The sequence below is a fragment of the Nocardioides astragali genome (genome assembly GCF_024436375.1).
GTDB lineage: Bacteria > Actinomycetota > Actinomycetes > Propionibacteriales > Nocardioidaceae > Nocardioides > Nocardioides astragali.
Window position 1 is genome coordinate 553,906 of record NZ_JAFMZM010000004.1, and the last position, 16,554, is coordinate 570,459.

The following is a 16,554-nucleotide window of genomic DNA, read 5'->3' on the forward strand; positions in this document are numbered from 1 at the left end:
CCACCGAAGTGGGCGCCAACGCCGCCGAGGCGGGGGAGCGCCAGCTGACCGCCGAGGCCAGCGATGCGTACGGCACCCACGAGGTCGGCATCGACAACCTCGACTTCGCCGCTGTCGCCGAGCACGGCCACGCCGCGAGCGAGCTCGACCCGGACGCCCCGGCCGTCCTCACCGTCGACAACCTCAAGATGTACTTCCCCGTGAAGTCGTCGGGGGTCGTGCGCCGCACCATCGGTCACGTGCAGGCCGTCGACGGCATCTCGTTCGAGGTGCCGAAGGGTGGATCGATCGGGCTCGTGGGCGAGTCGGGCTGTGGCAAGTCGACCACGGGACGTCTCATCACCCGGCTCTACAAGCCGACCGGCGGGTCCATGATGTTCGCCGACCAGGACCTCGCCAAGCTGTCCAACAGCGAGATGAAGCCGCTGCGCCGCGACGTGCAGATGATCTTCCAGGACCCCTACACCTCGCTGAACCCGCGCCACACCGTCGGCACGATCGTCGGAGCTCCTCTGGAGGTTCACAAGATCGTCCCCAAGAACAAGGTGCTCCCGCGGGTCCAGGAGCTGCTCGAGGTCGTGGGTCTCAACCCGGAGCACTACAACCGCTACCCCAACGAGTTCTCCGGCGGCCAGCGCCAGCGCATCGGCATCGCCCGTGCCCTCACGCTCAACCCCAAGCTGCTCGTGGCCGACGAGCCCGTCTCGGCCCTCGACGTCTCGATCCAGGCCCAGGTCATCAACCTGCTCCAGGACATCCAGGCCGAGTTCGAGGTGGCGTTCCTCTTCATCGCCCACGACCTGGCCATCGTGCGCCACTTCTGCCCCGAGATCGCCGTGATGTACCTCGGCAAGATCGTGGAGATCGGTGACCGCGACACCATCTACAACCACCCCCACCACCCCTACACGCAGGCGCTGCTGTCGGCCGTGCCCGACGTGAAGCAGGCGGCGGTCGGCGGGCGTCGTGAGCGCATCCGGCTCGAGGGCGACGTGCCCAGCCCGATCAACCCGCCCTCGGGGTGCCGGTTCCGCACGCGCTGCCAGTTCGCCCAGGAGATCTGCGCCAAGGTCGAGCCGCCGCTGCTGCAGATCGGCAAGCGTCACAAGGCCGCGTGCCACTTCGCCGGCGAGCTGGGCGCCCACCCCGCCACCCCCGTGACGACGCAGCTGCTCGGCGTCGACGACCAGGGCAGCCCGGTCCCCGGCGCCACGCCGACCAACACGCAGCTCACGATCCCGGGCTACGAGAAGACCTGGTACGACCTCAAGACCAAGCAGACCACGGGGGCCTGAGCCAGGCCCGGCGACGCCGGGGGATACTCACCGACGTGGACGGCTTGTTCGAGGTTCCGGGCGCGGGGCGACCCGCGCCCGGAACCACGCCAGACCCCGGTGCCGGATCCCTCGGCGCCAACACGCACGCGTCGGCGCCCCTGGCGGTCCGGATGCGGCCCCGCACGATCGACGAGCTGGTCGGTCAGCAGCAGCTGCGCGCCGTCGGCTCGCCGCTGCGCCGCCTGATCGAGGGCGACCAGTCGATGTCGCTGCTGCTCTGGGGACCGCCCGGCACCGGCAAGACGACGATCGCCGCGATCGTCAGCCAGCAGACGAGGCGGCGCTTCGTCGAGGTCTCAGCGGTCGCCGCGGGGGTCAAGGAGGTTCGCGCCGCCATCGATGCCGCCCGGGCCGAGCTGGCACGCGGTGGGCAGGAGACGGTGCTCTTCGTGGACGAGGTGCACCGCTTCACCAAGGCGCAGCAGGATGCGCTGCTGCCCGGTGTCGAGAACCGCTGGGTCACCCTCATCGCCGCCACCACCGAGAACCCGTTCTTCTCGGTCATCAGCCCTCTCCTGTCCCGCAGCCTGCTGCTGCGCCTGCAGTCCCTGACCGACGAGGACGTGGCGGAGGTGATCGACCAGGCGCTGACCGACGAGCGCGGGCTGGCCGGTCGCGCGGAGCTCGACGACGACGCCCGCGCCCACCTCGTACGCCTTGCCGGGGGCGACGCGCGCCGGGCGCTCACCTACCTCGAGGCGGCCGCCGGGGCAGCCGGGGCCGCCGCCACCGGGTCGGGCGACGAGACGCTGGTCATCGACCTCGCCACCGCGGAGACGGCCGTGGACCAGGCGGCGGTCCGCTACGACCGCCAGGGGGACCAGCACTACGACGTCATCAGCGCCTTCATCAAGTCGATCCGCGGCTCCGACGCGGACGCCGCGCTGCACTACCTCGCCCGGATGGTCGAGGCCGGCGAGGACCCCCGCTTCATCGCCCGCCGCCTGGTCATCAGCGCCAGCGAGGACATCGGCCTGGCCGACCCGACTGCGCTGACGACGGCCGTGGCCGCCGCCCAGGCGGTGCAGCTGATCGGGATGCCGGAGGCGCGCCTCAACCTCGCGCAGGCCACGATCGCCCTCGCGGTGGCGCCGAAGTCCAACGCGGTGATCATGGCGATCGACGCGGCCCAGGCCGACGTACGGGCCGGGAAGATCGGTGCGGTGCCCCCGCACCTGCGCGACGGGCACTACGCCGGCGCGGCCAAGCTGGGGCACAGTGCGGGCGCACCCAAGCCCTACGTCTACAGCCACGACGAGCCCTACGGCATCGCCGAGCAGCAGTACGCCCCGGACGAGCTCATCGATGCGACCTACTACCGCCCCACGTCGCTGGGCGCCGAGGCGGCGGTCAAGGAGCGGTGGGAGCGGATCCGGCGCATCGTGCGCGGCCGCTGAGCGGTCTACGGTGACGGGATGCGCCTCGGTTTCCACGCGTCCCACGAGCAGATCGCACCCTCCCGGCTCCTGACCGACGTCGAGCACGCGGAGCGGGCCGGCTTCGAGATGGCCATGTGCTCCGACCACTTCTCGCCGTGGGGCACCCGGCAGGGCCACTCCGGCTACACCTGGGCGTGGCTGGGAGCCGCCCTGGCGCGGACGGACCTGGAGCTCGGGTGTGTCTGCGCGCCCGGCCAGCGCTACCACCCGGCGGTGGTGGCGCAGAAGATCGCGACCCTGGCCGAGATGTTCCCGGGCCGGTTCTGGACCGCGTTGGGCAGCGGCGAGGCGAGCAACGAGCACATCACCGGGGATCGCTGGCCCCCGAAGGAGCAGCGGACCCGTCGCCTCGAGGAGTGCGTCGACGTCATCCGGCGCCTCCTCGACGGGGAGGAGGTCACACACGAGGGTCTGGTCACGGTCGACCGGGCCCGACTGTGGGACCGGCCCGAGGTCCCGCCGCGCCTGCTCGGCCCCGCGGTGTCCGTCGCGTCGGCCGGGCGCGTGGCCGCCTGGGCCGACGGCCTGGTGACCATGAACCAGCCGGTCGACGTGCTGCGCGACGTGGTGTCCGCCTACCGCGACGCCGGTGGTCGCGGTCCCATGGCGCTGCAGGTCCACCTGTCGTGGGCACCGACTCGCGAGGAGGCGGAGGCGGTCGCGCTCGACCAGTGGCGCACCAACGTCTTCCCGGAGCCCGTGTGCTGGGACACCGAGACCGCCGAGGCCTTCGACGTGATGGCCGAGCACGTCGACATCGAGGGCGTACGCCGCTCGGTGGAGGTCTCCCACGACCTGTCGTGGCACCGGGACCGGATCGCGGAGCTCGCGGCTGTCGGCTTCGACGACGTCTACCTTCACTTCGTCGGGCAGGAGCAGGCAGCGTTCATCGACACCTTCGGCTCCGAGGTCCTGCCCGCGCTCCGGGGCTGACGCGCACCACGCTCGTCTGCTTGTGTGGAGGCATGCGAGTGAGTGACACGAGCGACCTGTGGTGGAAGAGCGCCGTCATCTACTGCCTCGACGTGGAGACGTTCTACGACTCCGACGGGGACGGCATCGGAGACCTGGCCGGCCTGGCGCAGCGCATCGACTACCTCGCCGAGCTCGGCGTCACCTGCCTGTGGCTGATGCCGTTCTACCCGAGCCCCGACCGCGACGACGGCTACGACGTCACCGACTTCTACGGCGTGGACCCCCGGCTGGGCACCCTGGGTGACCTGGTCGAGGTCATCCGGACCGCCCACGACCGCGGCATCAACGTGATCGCCGACCTCGTGGTCAACCACACCTCCGACCGGCACCCGTGGTTCCAGGCCTCGCGACGCAGCACGTCCAACCGCTACCGCGACCACTACGTGTGGCGCGACACCGAGCCCCCGGACACCGCCGGGCAGGTGGTCTTCCCCGACCAGGAGGACTCCATCTGGGAGCTCGACGACCGCACCGGCGAGTGGTACCTGCACAACTTCTACAAGCACCAGCCCGACCTCAACCTGGCGAACCCCGCCGTGGTGGAGGAGATCATGCGGATCATCGGGTTCTGGCTCGAGCTCGGGTTCGACGGCTTCCGCGTCGACGGCATCCCGTTCCTGGAGCAGAACGCGAAGAACGCCGGTGACCCCGCCCTGACGGTGGACCCGCACGAGCTGATGAGGACGATCCGCGGCTTCCTCAACCGGCGGACCGGCTGGTCGATGATGCTCGGGGAGGTCAACCTGCCCCACGCGCAGCAGCGGGCGTTCTTCGGCGGCGATGCTGCCAACGAGCTGCAGATGCAGTTCGACTTCATCGGGATGCAGGCGACCTACCTGGCCCTGGCCCGCGGGGACGCACGTCCGCTCGTCAAGGCCCTGGCACAACGGCCGCCGATCGACAGCACGTGCCAGTGGGCGACGTTCCTTCGCAACCACGACGAGCTGACGCTCGACAAGCTCACGGACGCCCAGCGCAAGGAGGTGTTCGCCGCGTTCGGGCCCGAGCCGGCCATGCAGGTCTACGACCGCGGGCTCAAGCGTCGGCTGCCGACGATGCTCGGCGGCGATCCGCGCCGGATCCGGATGGCGTACAGCCTGATGTTCTCACTCCCGGGGACGCCGACCCTCTACTACGGCGAGGAGATCGGCATGGGAGAGGACCTCGATGCCGACGGCCGGATGGCCGTCCGCACGCCCATGCAGTGGAGTGCGGGGCGCAACGGCGGATTCTCCACGGCGAGGCCGGGGCGTCTCCTCCAGCGAGTGGTGCCGGGTGCCTGCGGCCCCGAGCACGTGAACGTCGCCGCCCAGCTGCACGACCCGGACTCCCTGTGGAGCTTCATGCGCAAGCTGATCAGCATCCGCCGGACGTGTCCCGAGCTCGGCTGGGGGACCTGGAGCGTCGTGGAGCAGCCGGAGACGAGCGTGCTGGTCCAACGGTGCGACATCGACCGCTCCGCCGTGGTCACCGTCCACAACCTCGCGTCCGAGCCGGTGACCGTCGACGTGCCGGTGGACCCGGGCGGGGACGGGCTCGAGGCGGTGGACCTGATGTCGGACGAGGTCGTGACGGGGGCCGCCACGACGCGGGTCGCGCTCGACGGCTACGGCTACAGGTGGCTGCGCCTGCGACCGACGGGTGATCTCGCCATCCCGTGAGGCTTGTAGGCTCGGCGCCGTGACGACCGAGCAGGCCTGGCTGGCCGCGACCGGCACCCTGGCGATCGGGGTGGCACTGGTGGCGGTGGCGCTTGCTGTCCGCGCGTCCCGTCGTGCGGCCCGAGCGGAGGCGTCCGTCGACACGCTGGTCGAGCGGCTCGAGGTCCTCGAGTCCGCGGTCCCGCCGGCCGCGACCACCCCCACGGCCACCTCCACGGCCACCGGGCCGGCTGAGCCCGCGCCGGGCGCGTTCGTGATCACCCGGCTGGACGAGTCCGAGCGCCCCGACGTGCCGGTGGCCCGCGACATCGACGGCCGCCTGTTCGCGGACATCGTGGCTCGCGAGACCGTGGTGAAGGCGGCGTCCTGGACCCACGGGCTGCGCCGGGCACTGTCGGCCGACAACCGCCACCGGATCCGCCTCGAGGTGCGCCGGGAGATCAGGCGCGCCGGGCGTGACCGACGGGCGGAGACCAAGCAGGCGCTGCGCGAGTACCGCGCACGCGAGCGAGCGGGCCACGACGGGGGAGTCAGGGAGGACGTCGCCTGATGGGCCGCCCACTCTGGTTCGTCGCCGGGGCGGGGGTCGGGGTGTACGCCGCCGCCCGCGCCCGCCGTGTCGCCGACGCGTTGACCGCCGACGGACTGCGCGACCGCCTGCGCGGCTGGCAGGCCGGCGCCCGGCTCTTCGCCGAGGAGGTCCAGCAGGGCCGCACCCAACGCGAAACGCAGTTGCGCGAGCAGCTCGGCCTCAGGCCCACTGAAGCCCGCACTGGAACGCCGGAGCTCACCTCCGCACCCGACACGCAGAAGGATCACCACTGATGGACACCGCCGAGATCCGCCGCCGCTTCCTCGCGCACTTCGAGGCCGCCGGTCACGCGGTGGTGCCCTCCGCCTCGACGCTCGCCGACGACCCCAACCTGCTCTTCGTCAACGCCGGCATGGTGCCGTTCAAGCCCTACTTCCTCGGCCAGGAGACGCCGCCCTTCGACCGCGCCACCAGCGTGCAGAAGTGCATCCGGACCCCGGACATCGAGGACGTCGGCAAGACCACCCGGCACGCCACCTTCTTCGAGATGTGCGGCAACTTCTCCTTCGGCGACTACTTCAAGGAAGGCGCCATCGAGCTGGCCTGGGACCTGATCACCAAGCCGGTGGCCGACGGCGGCTACGGGCTCGACAAGGACCGCCTCTATCCCTCGGTGCTGGTCGGCGACCAGGAGGCCATCGATCTCTGGATGAAGGTCACCGGCCTGCCCAAGGAGCGGATCGTCCAGCTCGGCCCCAAGGAGAACTACTGGTCGATGGGCGTGCCCGGACCCGGCGGCCCGTGCTCGGAGATCCTCTTCGACCGCGGACCGGACTTCGGTCCCGACTTCGACGCTGCGACGCTCGGACCCGACATGCCCGTCGAGCTCGAGGACCGGCTGCTGGAGATCTGGAACCTCGTCTTCATGCAGGACGACCTGAGTGCCGTCCGCTCCAAGTCCGACTTCGACGTCGCCGGCTCGCTGCCGAAGAAGAACATCGACACCGGCATGGGTCTGGACCGCGTCGCGTTGCTGCTGCAGGGCAAGAAGAACATGTACGAGATCGACCTGGTCCACCCGGTCATCGCCAGGGCCGAGCAGCTGACTGGGAAGACCTATGGCATCGACCGCGAGGACGACATCAGGTTCTGCGTCGTCGCCGACCACGTGCGCTCTTCGATGATGCTGATCGGTGACGGCGTCACCCCAGGCAACGACGGCCGCGGCTACGTCCTGCGTCGGCTCCTGCGCCGTGCGGTGCGCTCGATGCGCCTGCTCGGGTGCGAGGACCGGGTGCTCCCCGCGCTCATGCCGGTCTCGCGCGACGTCATGGGCCCGACCTACCCCAACCTCTTCACCGACTGGGAGCGCATCTCGCAGGTCGCTTTCGCCGAGGAGGACGCGTTCCGCAAGACGCTGCAGGCCGGCACCCAGATCTTCGACCTCGCCGCGGGCGAGGTGAAGTCGTCCGGCGGCTCGACCCTGTCCGGCGAGCGCGCGTTCGCGCTCCACGACACCTACGGCTTCCCGATCGACCTGACCCTGGAGATGGCCGCCGAGCAGGGCCTGCAGGTCGACGAGCAGGGCTTCCGCGGGCTGATGGCCGAACAGCGTGAGCGTGCCAAGGCCGACGCCCGGTCCAAGAAGGGCGCGCACGGCGACACGGCCGTCTACCGCGGCCTGCTCGACGAGTTCGGCCCCACCGAGTGGCTTGCCTACGAGACGCTCGAGACCGAGTCCCGGCCGCTGGCGCTGCTCAGCGGCGGTGCCGCCACACCGCGGCTCGCCGAGGGCGAGATCGGCGAGCTGGTCCTGGACCGGACGCCGTTCTACGCCGAGTCCGGCGGCCAGGTGGCCGACGCCGGCACGATCGTCTTCGACGGCGGTCGCCTCGAGGTGATCGACGTCCAGCGCCCGATCAAGGGCCTGGTCGTCCACCAGGTACGCGTGACCGAGGGCGAGCTGGACCCGTCGCGGGAGGTGCACGCCCGGGTCGACCCCGAGTGGCGCATCGGTGCCCGGCAGGCGCACTCCGGCACCCACGTGGTGCACGCCGCGCTGCGCGAGGTGCTCGGTCCGACCGCGCTGCAGTCCGGCTCCTACAACCGGCCGGGCTACCTCCGGCTCGACTTCGGGTGGACCCAGGCGCTGAGCCCGCAGCAGGTCCGCGACATCGAGCAGGTCTCGCAGCAGGCGCTGCGCGCCGACCTGGCGGTCGCCTGGGACTACATGACGCTCGAGCAGGCCAAGGAGTGGGGCGCGATCGCGCTCTTCGGCGAGACCTACGACAACACCAAGGTGCGGGTCGTGGAGATCGGCGGCCCGTGGTCGCGCGAGCTCTGCGGCGGCACGCACGTCGACCACTCCTCCCAGATCGGCACCGTCGTGGTGACCGGCGAGACCAGCGTCGGCTCCGGCAACCGGCGGATCGAGGCGCTGACCGGTCTCGAGGGCTTCGCCTACCTCGCGCGGGAGCGCGACGTGGTGGCCCAGCTGACGGGGCTCCTCAAGACCCAGCCCGACGACCTCGTCGGCCGGGTCCAGGGCCTCACCGAGCGGCTCCGAGCGGCGGAGAAGGAGCTGGAGAGGGCTCGACTCGCCCAGCTGCTGGGTGCCAGCGCCCAGCTGGCCTCCGGGGCGGCGCAGGTCGGCCCGGTCAAGGTGGTGGCCCACCGCGCCGACGGCGCCGGCGGGAGCGACGTACGACAGCTGGCGATGGACGTGCGCGGACGGCTGCCGCAGGGCGAGCCCGGCGTGGTCGTGATCATCGGCCATGCAGAGGGCAAGGTGTCCGTGGTGGCCGCGACCAACGACGAGGCGCGCGCCCGGGGCCTGTCGGCCGGCGAGCTGGTGCGCGTCGTCGGTCCCCTGCTCGGCGGCAAGGGCGGCGGCAAGGACGACGTGGCCCAGGGCGGCGGCACCGACGCCTCGCGCATCGACGAGGCGCTCGCGCTGGTGTCGCGCGAGGTCGCCACGCGGGTCGGCCAGGGCTGAGCGTGCGCTTCGGGGTCCGGCTGGGGATCGACCCGGGTGACGCCCGGATCGGCGTCGCGACCAGCGACCCCTCCGGCTTCCTCGCGACCCCGGTCGAGACGGTGCGGCGCGGCAGGGGCGACGTACGACGCCTCGCGCAGCTGGTCACGGAGCTCGAGGCGGTCGAGGTCGTGGTCGGGCTGCCCCGCTCGCTCAGCGGTGCGGAGGGACCGGCGGCCGCGAAGGCCCGCGAGTTCGCCGCGCGGCTGGCGCGCCGAGTTGCGCCCGTACCCGTCAGGCTGTGTGATGAACGACTGACCACGGTCTCGGCCGAGTCGATGCTGCGCGAGCAGGGTCGGAACGGCGCCAAGCGACGTGCCGTGGTGGACCAGGCAGCAGCGGTGCTGATCCTGCAGACCGCGCTCGACACGGAGCGGTCGAGCGGGCGAGCACCGGGAGAGATCGTCGAGGTGGCAGATGAGTGAGCACGAGGTCCAGCAGGACGAGGTCGAGCAGGAAGAGACCTACGACTACGTCCCCGGAGGCAGGCGGCGCAAGGGCCGCGGCCTCAAGGGATGCCTGGCCGTGCTCATCGCGCTCGTGGTGCTCGCCGGCGGCTTCTGGTTCGGGCTGACGCGGGGCGTCGAGTGGGTCGCCGACCAGTTCCAGGGCCCAGAGGACTACCCCGGTCCCGGCACCGGCTCCGTTGAGTTCACCGTCAACGAGGGCGATGCGGTCGCCCAGATCGGCCGCAACCTCAAGGCCGACGGCGTGACGGCCTCCGTGCAGGCCTTCATCGACGCGTGCCAGGAGGACGGAACCGGTATCCAGGTCGGTGCCTACGAGCTGCAGAAGGAGATGAAGGCCGCCGACGCGTGCGAGGTCCTCGCCGACCCCGACAACCTCATCGGCTTCCCGACCGTGACCGTCCCCGAGGGTCTGCGCCTGACCGAGATCGTCTCCACGCTCGCGGAGAACACCGACTTCCCCGAGGCGGCGTGGAACCGCGCCCTCCAGCAGCCCGACAAGCTCGGACTACCCGACTACGCCGAGGGCAACGCCGAGGGCTACCTCTTCCCCGCGACCTACGAGATCAAGCCGGGCATGAAGCCGGTCGCGATCCTCAAGACCATGGTCGACCGGTGGCGCGAGGCCGCCGAGGCCGCCGACCTCGAGGCCAAGGCCGCCGAGCTCGGCCACACGCCCGCCGAGCTGATGATCATCGCCTCGCTCGTCGAGGCCGAGGGTCGCGGCGACGACATGCCCAAGATCGCGCGCGTCATCTACAACCGCCTCGACGGGCCGGGCGACCAGGGCGGCACCAACGGCACGCTCGGGATCGACGCGTCCATCGCCTACGGCCTGGGCCTCTCGCCCGGCTCGACGGAGCTGACCCCCGAGCAGCTGGCGGAGGACACGCCCTACAACACGCGGATCAACGCGGGTCTCCCGCCGACCCCGATCGAGGCCCCGGGCGACGACGCCATCGCGGCGGCGGCCAACCCGGCCGAGGGCGACTGGTACTACTACGTCACCGTCGACCTCTCGACCGGCGAGACCAAGTTCTACGAGGACTACGAAGGGTTCCTCGAGGGACGAGACGAGTACAAGGCCTACTGCGAGACCTCGGACCGATGCTGAGGTGAGCGAGCCTGCGAGCACGGCGCCTGGACGTGCGCGGCGCTGTGGCGTGCTGGGCGACCCGATCGGCCACTCGCTCTCGCCGGTCCTGCACCGTGCCGCCTACGCCGCGCTCGGGCTGGACTGGTCCTACGACGCGCGCCGGGTGCCGGCAGGTGGCCTGGAGGCGTTCCTCGCGGGGCTCGACGGGACCTGGCGCGGGCTGTCGCTGACGATGCCGCTCAAGCGCGAGGCGCTGGGTCTCGCCGACCGACTCACGGACCGCGCGCGCCTGGCCGGTGCGGTGAACACCCTCCTCCTCGACGAAGAGGGCGAGCGGGTCGGCGACAACACCGACCTGCCCGGCGCGGTCGCCGCGATCCGGGAGCGTACGACGGCCCCGCTGGCGTCGGCCGCCATCCTCGGCGGCGGGGCCACGGCCACGTCGATCGGGCTCGCGCTGGTCGACCTCGGCGTCACCTCCGTCGACCTGCTCGTGCGGGACGCGGCGCGTGCGGCGGAGACGGTGCACGCGCTGCGGGCCCACCCCGCCGGCGTCGAGGTCCGCACCCGGGCACTGGACGACAACGCCGCGGTCGTCGCCGACATCGTGGTCTCGACGATCCCGGCGGCTGCCCAGACCGACGTGCTCGTGGCCCGGTGCGGGGGGGTGCCGGTGGTGTTCGAGGCTCTCTACGACCCCTGGCCCACTCCGCTCGCCGCGTCGGCGTCAGACCGGGTGCTCGTGGGCGGGCTGGACCTGCTGGTGCACCAGGCCGTGCTCCAGTTCGAGCTGTTCACTGGTCTCCGGGCACCGCGTGAGGCCATGAGAGCGGCCGGCCGGAAGGCACTCGACGGACGGAGCGCGGAGTGAACGAGATGGTCCTGGCTGCCCTGCTGGGAGCCGTCGTCGCTGGTCTCGGCGGACTGCTCGTGCCGCGGATCATCGCGCTCGTCCCTGAACCGGAGCCCGAACCCGAGCCGGCGCCGGTGCCGGACGTCGAGGCCGCCGTCGAGGCCGAGGGCGACGACGTACGCACCGTCGACGAGCCCCCGAAGGTGCTCTACGCCGAGATCGCCGCCCGGCCCGGCCTGGGCCGGCGGAGCGCGGTGCTCGCGGCGGTGTGCGGCGGCCTGCTCGGTGGCGTGACCGGGCTGGACTGGCCGCTGGTGTGGCTGGTCCCGCTGACCCCGCTCGCGGTCGCCCTGTCGGTCATCGACTGGCACACCCGCCTCCTGCCGCGGGTCATCGTCATCCCGCTCACCCTCGCGGCGATCGTGGCCGTGACCGTCGTCGGCCTCGCGACGGGGGAGCGCGAGGCCCTGGTGCGGGCGCTGCTCGGGATGGTCGCTGCCCGCTCGTTCTACTGGGCCCTCTGGGGGATCCATTCGGCCGGGATCGGTTTCGGTGACGTACGCCTGGCAGCGCCCGTGGGACTGGTGCTCGCCTGGGTCGGGTGGGGGCCGCTGATGATCGGGCTGTGGGCCGGATTCCTCGCCTTCAGCCTGCCCGCACTCGTTGCGCTCGTGGTCCGCCGCGACCGGAAGCTGCTCAAGAAGTCCTTCCCGTTCGGTCCGTTCATGGTGATCGGCGCCCTCGTGGGTCTCGTCTGGGGGACCGCGCTCGCCGGGCGCATCTGGGGCTGAGAGACTTCGCGCATGCTCCGATGGCTCACAGCAGGCGAGTCCCACGGTCCCTCGCTGGTGGCGATCCTCGAGGGGCTCCCCGCCCACGTCCGCGTCACGACCGACGACCTCGCCGACTCGCTCGCCCGGCGGCGCCTCGGCTACGGCCGCGGCGCGCGGATGAAGTTCGAGCAGGACGCGATCCGCGTGATCGGTGGCGTCCGGCACGGCGAGACCCAGGGTGGCCCGGTCGCGATCGAGGTCGGCAACACCGAGTGGCCCAAGTGGGAGAAGGTCATGTCGGCCGACCCGGTCGACCCGGTGGAGCTCGAGGCCTTGGCCCGCAACGCCCCGCTGACGCGTCCCCGGCCCGGCCACGCCGACCTCGTGGGCATGCAGAAGTACGCCTTCGACGAGGCCCGCCCGATCCTCGAGCGCGCGTCGGCCCGTGAGACCGCGGCCCGCGTGGCGCTCGGCCGGGTGGCCTCCAACTTCCTCGAGCAGGCCGTCGGGGCGCGGATCGTCTCGCACGTGGTCTCGCTCGGCGGCGTCAAGGCGCCGGCCGGCGTCGTACCGACTCCCGACGACCTCGAGCGGCTCGACGCCGACGAGGTGAGGTGCCTCGACCCCGACGCCAGCGCCGCGATGGTGGCGCGCATCGACCAGGCCCACAAGGACGGTGACACCCTCGGCGGCGTCGTCGAGGTCGTCGTCCACGGGCTCCCGCCGGGCCTCGGCTCCCACGTCCACTGGGACCGGAGGCTCGACGCGAAGCTCGCCGGCGCGCTGATGGGCATCCAGGCGATCAAGGGCGTCGAGGTGGGGGACGGGTTCGAGCTCGCCGACACCCCTGGGTCGTTGGCGCACGACGAGATCGTGTCGACCGACGAGGGGCTGCGACGTACGTCGGGTCGCTCCGGCGGCACCGAGGGTGGCATGTCGACCGGCGAGGTCCTGCGCGTGCGTGCGGCGATGAAGCCGATCGCGACCGTGCCGAAGGCCCTGCGCACGGTCGACGTCGCGACCGGTGAGGCCACCGTCGCGCACCACCAGCGCTCCGACGTCTGCGCCGTCCCCGCCGCCGGGATCGTGGCGGAGGCGATGGTCGCGCTCGTGCTCGCTGACGCGGTCGTGGAGAAGTTCGGCGGCGACTCGGTCGCCGAGACCCGCCGCAACGCCGAGGCCTACCTCGACACCCTCAGGTACCGCTGATGCCCCCTCGGGTGGTGCTCGTCGGGCCGATGGGCGCCGGCAAGACGACCGTCGCCGAGCTGCTCGGCCGGGCGTGGGACCTGCCGGTGCGCGACACCGACGCCGACATCGTCGCCGGCACCGGACGCGAGATCTCCGACATCTTCGTGGAGTCGGGGGAGGACCACTTCCGCGACCTCGAGGCCGACGCGGTCACCACGGCGCTCGCCGAGCACGACGGCGTGCTCGCCCTGGGCGGCGGCGCCGTGATGCGGGCCGAGTCCCGCGAGCTCCTGACCGGCGTGCCCGTGGTGTTCCTGCGGGTCGGCCTGTCCGACGCGGTGAAGCGGGTCGGGCTCGGCGCCGGCCGTCCGCTGCTGCTCGGCAACGTCCGCTCGCGCATCAAGGCCCTGCTTGACGAGCGCACGCCCATCTACGAGTCGGTCGCGACCCACGTGGTCGACACCGACGGACGCACGCCCGACGAGGTCGCGGCCGAGATCCAGGAGCTGCTTCGATGAGCGACACCGTGCTCCACGTCGGGGGTGCCTCGCCCTACGACGTCGTCGTCGGCAACGGACTCGCCGGACGCCTGCCCGAGCTGCTCGGCGAGTCGGTCGAGCGCGTCGCCGTGCTGTACGCCGGGTCGCTCGGCGCGCTCGCCGACCCCATCGTCGACTCCCTCGTCGAGCACTATGACGTGCTGGCGCTCGGGCTGCCCGAGGGCGAGCGTGCCAAGACCGCGCCGGTCGCCGCCGACTGCTGGGAGGCGCTCGGGGAGGCCGGCTTCACCCGGTCCGACGCGGTCGTGACGGTCGGCGGGGGAGCCACCACCGACCTGGGCGGCTTCGTGGCCGCCACCTGGCTCCGGGGCGTGCGCGTCGTGCACGTGCCGACCACCCTGCTCGCGATGGTCGACGCGGCGGTGGGGGGCAAGACCGGCATCAACACCGGCGCCGGCAAGAACCTGGTCGGGTCCTTCCACGAGCCCGCCGGCGTGCTGTGCGACCTCTCGCTGCTGGTCTCGCTGCCGCGCGAGGAGCTCGTCGCGGGCCTGGGCGAGGTGGTCAAGTGCGGCTTCATCGCCGACCCGGCCATCCTCGACATCGTGGAGAGGACCGAGCCGGCCGCGCTGACCGCGGAGTCGCCCGAGCTGCGTGAGCTCGTCGAGCGCGCGATCCGGGTCAAGGTCGACGTCGTGGTCGGTGACCTCAAGGAGGCCGGCGGCGTCGACGGGCACCCGGGCCGCGAGGTGCTCAACTACGGCCACACCCTCGCCCACGCCATCGAGCGCACCAGCGACTACACCGTCCGGCACGGCGAGGCCGTCGCCATCGGCTGCGTCTACGTCGCCGAGCTCGCCGCGCTCGCGGGCTCCCTCGCCCCGGCGCTCGTCGAGCGGCACCGCGCCGCGCTGTCGCGCGTCGGGTTGCCGACGACGTACGACGCCGCCTCCTTCGACGACCTGCACGCCGCGATGAGGATCGACAAGAAAGCGCGAGGCTCGCAGCTGCGGTTCGTCGTGCTCGACGACCTCGCGGCGCCTCGGATCCTCGCCGGGCCGAGCGAGGACGACCTGCGCGCGGCCTACGCCGCGATATCGTCCGCCGGGTGACTGACCCAGATCCCGGCTCGGACGTCCAGCTCTCCGACTCCGGAGGGACCATGCAGCGCCTCACGGGCAGCGCGACCGCGCGGCCCGTCGACCTGGAGCTGCTCGAAACGCTGCGACTCGCGGAGTCGGACGGTCCGTGGACGGCTGCCGGATCGGCGCCGTTCCTGTCGCCAGGGGACGTCGTCCAGTGGCGCTACGGCCGCAGTTGCGACCCGATGCGGGTGGTCCGCGACGACGAGCGCGGACTCGTGGCGTGGCTGGCCGACGCCACCGACGTGCTCGCCTGGACCCCCGCCGACGGCCGGTCCCTGCGGGAGCACCCGCTCGCCGAGCGGTTCGGCGTCGAACGGGCCCCGGCGATCCAGGGCTGGCAGTCGAGCGGCGTGCTCCGAATCGCGCCCACCGGGCGGCCGTGGTCGGTGTGGGTGTTCTGGGAGGACGACGGGTCGTTCGCCGGGTACTACGTCAACCTCGAGCTCACCCATCGGCGCCGCGGCGACGAGACCAACACCCGCGACCTGGTCCTCGACCTCTGGCTCGAGCCGTCGGGGCAGCTGTGGCTCAAGGACGCCGACGAGCTGGAGGCGGCAATTGCCGCCGGGATGTACGACGCCGGCCTCGCCGACGAGGTTCGGGCCATCGCCGACTGGGCGCGCGCCGACCTCGTCGAGGCCGGTGGCTGGCCGCTCGACGACGAGTGGACGACGTGGCGCCCACCGTCGCACTGGACCGTCCCACCGCTGCCTGACACTCCATTCGTGGCCGAGGCGCGGCGCACTACGCTGCTCCGATGAAGGTCCTCGTGCTCAACGGCCCCAACCTCGGGCGGCTCGGTCGGCGCCAGCCGGAGATCTACGGCACGACGACCCACGCCGAGCTCGCCCACCTGTGCGTGGACTGGGGGAGCGGGCTCGGCCTCGACGTCGAGGTGCGCCAGACCAACCACGAGGGCGATCTCCTCGACTGGCTCAACGCCGCCGCCGACGACGGCGTGCCCGTGGTCCTCAACGCCGGTGCGTGGACGCACTACTCCCTGGCGCTCTTCGACGCCTGCGCCCAGCTGACGGCGCCCTTGGTCGAGGTGCACATCTCCGACCCCAAGCAGCGGCCGGAGGAGTTCCGGCACACCTCCGTCGTCGAGCCGCACGCGGCAGCGACGATCGCCGGCGAGGGCGTGGACGGCTACCGTCAGGCACTCGTCGTGCTGGCCAGCGCGACCAGCTGATCCCGGGTGCCGGCGTCGGCGTCATGTCGGCCAGCAATGGCAGGATCGTCGGCATGGACGACGTCGAGGTCAGCGCTCTGGCGATCAACGTGACCATCCCCGAACCTCTGCGGTGGCGCGACACCCGCCGGGACGAGGAGTTCGAGCTCCAGACCCTCAACGTGCGGCTCCTGCCTGACGGATCCCTGGCCGCCAAGGCCTACGGACGGCCGGTCGCGGGTGGCCGCGGCGGCTACGTCTCGTTCGCGGTGCCCGAACGGCCCGAGCTCGTGGCCCTCGTCTCCGCCGCGGCCGACGAGGCCGGTCGGCGCTGGAGCAACCACACCTGACCCGCTGGGCGGAGGCGTGCCGGGCGCTGT

General features: G+C 72.1%; 17 protein-coding genes. All 17 read left to right on the forward strand.

From position 1 onward, the window contains the following. The first annotated feature begins 188 nt into the window (after window positions 1–188). Genes J3P44_RS15910 through J3P44_RS15990 form a run of 17 tightly spaced genes read left to right on the forward strand, consistent with a single transcriptional unit; the run spans window position 189 to window position 16,524 of the window. A complete protein-coding gene (locus tag J3P44_RS15910; protein WP_372496611.1) occupies window positions 189–1,295 on the forward strand; it encodes an ABC transporter ATP-binding protein in 1,107 nt (368 codons plus the stop codon). 35 nt (window positions 1,296–1,330) lie between these two features. Next, window positions 1,331–2,734 carry a replication-associated recombination protein A gene (locus J3P44_RS15915; RefSeq protein ID WP_372496588.1) on the forward strand — a complete coding sequence of 468 codons (1,404 nt, stop codon included), beginning with the start codon at window positions 1,331–1,333 and terminating at the stop codon, window positions 2,732–2,734. 18 nt (window positions 2,735–2,752) lie between these two features. Further along, a complete protein-coding gene (locus J3P44_RS15920) occupies window positions 2,753–3,709 on the forward strand; it encodes a TIGR03885 family FMN-dependent LLM class oxidoreductase (protein ID WP_255891411.1) in 957 nt (318 codons plus the stop codon). A gap of 32 nt (window positions 3,710–3,741) precedes the next feature. Beyond that, a complete protein-coding gene (locus J3P44_RS15925; protein WP_255891412.1) occupies window positions 3,742–5,412 on the forward strand; it encodes an alpha-amylase family protein in 1,671 nt (556 codons plus the stop codon). Window positions 5,413–5,431: 19 nt separating this feature from the next. Continuing rightward, complete coding sequence (locus J3P44_RS15930) at window positions 5,432–5,962, forward strand: hypothetical protein (protein WP_255891413.1); 531 nt, start codon at window positions 5,432–5,434, stop codon at window positions 5,960–5,962. Beyond that, window positions 5,962–6,237 carry a DUF6167 family protein gene (locus J3P44_RS15935; protein WP_255891414.1) on the forward strand — a complete coding sequence of 92 codons (276 nt, stop codon included), beginning with the start codon at window positions 5,962–5,964 and terminating at the stop codon, window positions 6,235–6,237. Before J3P44_RS15930 ends, J3P44_RS15935 begins: the two co-directional genes overlap by 1 nt. Continuing rightward, window positions 6,237–8,939, forward strand: a complete 2,703-nt coding sequence (gene alaS / locus J3P44_RS15940; protein ID WP_255891415.1) for an alanine--tRNA ligase — start codon at window positions 6,237–6,239, stop codon at window positions 8,937–8,939. The genes J3P44_RS15935 and alaS overlap by 1 nt, the downstream gene beginning before the upstream one ends. A 2-nt stretch (window positions 8,940–8,941) precedes the next feature. Beyond that, window positions 8,942–9,403 carry a Holliday junction resolvase RuvX gene (gene ruvX / locus J3P44_RS15945; RefSeq protein ID WP_255891416.1) on the forward strand — a complete coding sequence of 154 codons (462 nt, stop codon included), beginning with the start codon at window positions 8,942–8,944 and terminating at the stop codon, window positions 9,401–9,403. Beyond that, window positions 9,396–10,559: an endolytic transglycosylase MltG gene (gene mltG / locus J3P44_RS15950; RefSeq protein ID WP_255891417.1), complete on the forward strand. Its 1,164-nt coding sequence runs from the start codon at window positions 9,396–9,398 to the stop codon at window positions 10,557–10,559. Before ruvX ends, mltG begins: the two co-directional genes overlap by 8 nt. A gap of 1 nt (window position 10,560) precedes the next feature. Continuing rightward, window positions 10,561–11,412, forward strand: a complete 852-nt coding sequence (locus J3P44_RS15955; RefSeq protein WP_255891418.1) for a shikimate dehydrogenase — start codon at window positions 10,561–10,563, stop codon at window positions 11,410–11,412. 5 nt (window positions 11,413–11,417) lie between these two features. Next, window positions 11,418–12,185, forward strand: a complete 768-nt coding sequence (locus J3P44_RS15960; protein WP_255891634.1) for a prepilin peptidase — start codon at window positions 11,418–11,420, stop codon at window positions 12,183–12,185. A 12-nt stretch (window positions 12,186–12,197) separates the two neighbouring features. Next, window positions 12,198–13,376, forward strand: a complete 1,179-nt coding sequence (gene aroC, locus J3P44_RS15965; protein WP_255891419.1) for a chorismate synthase — start codon at window positions 12,198–12,200, stop codon at window positions 13,374–13,376. After that, on the forward strand, window positions 13,376–13,876 hold the full coding sequence (locus tag J3P44_RS15970) for a shikimate kinase (protein ID WP_255891420.1): 501 nt from the start codon (window positions 13,376–13,378) through the stop codon (window positions 13,874–13,876). Before aroC ends, J3P44_RS15970 begins: the two co-directional genes overlap by 1 nt. Further along, on the forward strand, window positions 13,873–14,970 hold the full coding sequence (aroB, locus tag J3P44_RS15975; protein WP_255891421.1) for a 3-dehydroquinate synthase: 1,098 nt from the start codon (window positions 13,873–13,875) through the stop codon (window positions 14,968–14,970). The genes J3P44_RS15970 and aroB overlap by 4 nt, the downstream gene beginning before the upstream one ends. After that, entirely contained in the window at window positions 14,967–15,764 is a 798-nt protein-coding gene (locus J3P44_RS15980; protein ID WP_255891422.1) for a DUF402 domain-containing protein, read from the forward strand. The genes aroB and J3P44_RS15980 overlap by 4 nt, the downstream gene beginning before the upstream one ends. Beyond that, window positions 15,761–16,195, forward strand: a complete 435-nt coding sequence (locus J3P44_RS15985) for a type II 3-dehydroquinate dehydratase (RefSeq protein ID WP_255891423.1) — start codon at window positions 15,761–15,763, stop codon at window positions 16,193–16,195. The genes J3P44_RS15980 and J3P44_RS15985 overlap by 4 nt, the downstream gene beginning before the upstream one ends. A gap of 53 nt (window positions 16,196–16,248) precedes the next feature. Beyond that, window positions 16,249–16,524 (forward strand): hypothetical protein, encoded by a 276-nt coding sequence (locus J3P44_RS15990; RefSeq protein ID WP_255891424.1) that lies wholly within the window; start codon window positions 16,249–16,251, stop codon window positions 16,522–16,524. The last annotated feature ends 30 nt before the right edge of the window (window positions 16,525–16,554 follow it).

Coding starts and splice junctions, on each gene's coding strand:
- mltG (WP_255891417.1), top strand. CDS start 9,396: ATGAGTGAGCACGAGGTCCAGCAGGACGAGGTCGAGCAGGAAGAGACC.
- J3P44_RS15910 (WP_372496611.1), top strand. CDS start 189: ATGTACTTCCCCGTGAAGTCGTCGGGGGTCGTGCGCCGCACCATCGGT.
- J3P44_RS15960 (WP_255891634.1), top strand. CDS start 11,418: ATGGTCCTGGCTGCCCTGCTGGGAGCCGTCGTCGCTGGTCTCGGCGGA.
- J3P44_RS15985 (WP_255891423.1), top strand. CDS start 15,761: ATGAAGGTCCTCGTGCTCAACGGCCCCAACCTCGGGCGGCTCGGTCGG.
- aroB (WP_255891421.1), top strand. CDS start 13,873: ATGAGCGACACCGTGCTCCACGTCGGGGGTGCCTCGCCCTACGACGTC.
- J3P44_RS15990 (WP_255891424.1), top strand. CDS start 16,249: ATGGACGACGTCGAGGTCAGCGCTCTGGCGATCAACGTGACCATCCCC.
- J3P44_RS15935 (WP_255891414.1), top strand. CDS start 5,962: ATGGGCCGCCCACTCTGGTTCGTCGCCGGGGCGGGGGTCGGGGTGTAC.
- aroC (WP_255891419.1), top strand. CDS start 12,198: ATGCTCCGATGGCTCACAGCAGGCGAGTCCCACGGTCCCTCGCTGGTG.
- alaS (WP_255891415.1), top strand. CDS start 6,237: ATGGACACCGCCGAGATCCGCCGCCGCTTCCTCGCGCACTTCGAGGCC.
- J3P44_RS15920 (WP_255891411.1), top strand. CDS start 2,753: ATGCGCCTCGGTTTCCACGCGTCCCACGAGCAGATCGCACCCTCCCGG.
- J3P44_RS15925 (WP_255891412.1), top strand. CDS start 3,742: ATGCGAGTGAGTGACACGAGCGACCTGTGGTGGAAGAGCGCCGTCATC.
- J3P44_RS15970 (WP_255891420.1), top strand. CDS start 13,376: ATGCCCCCTCGGGTGGTGCTCGTCGGGCCGATGGGCGCCGGCAAGACG.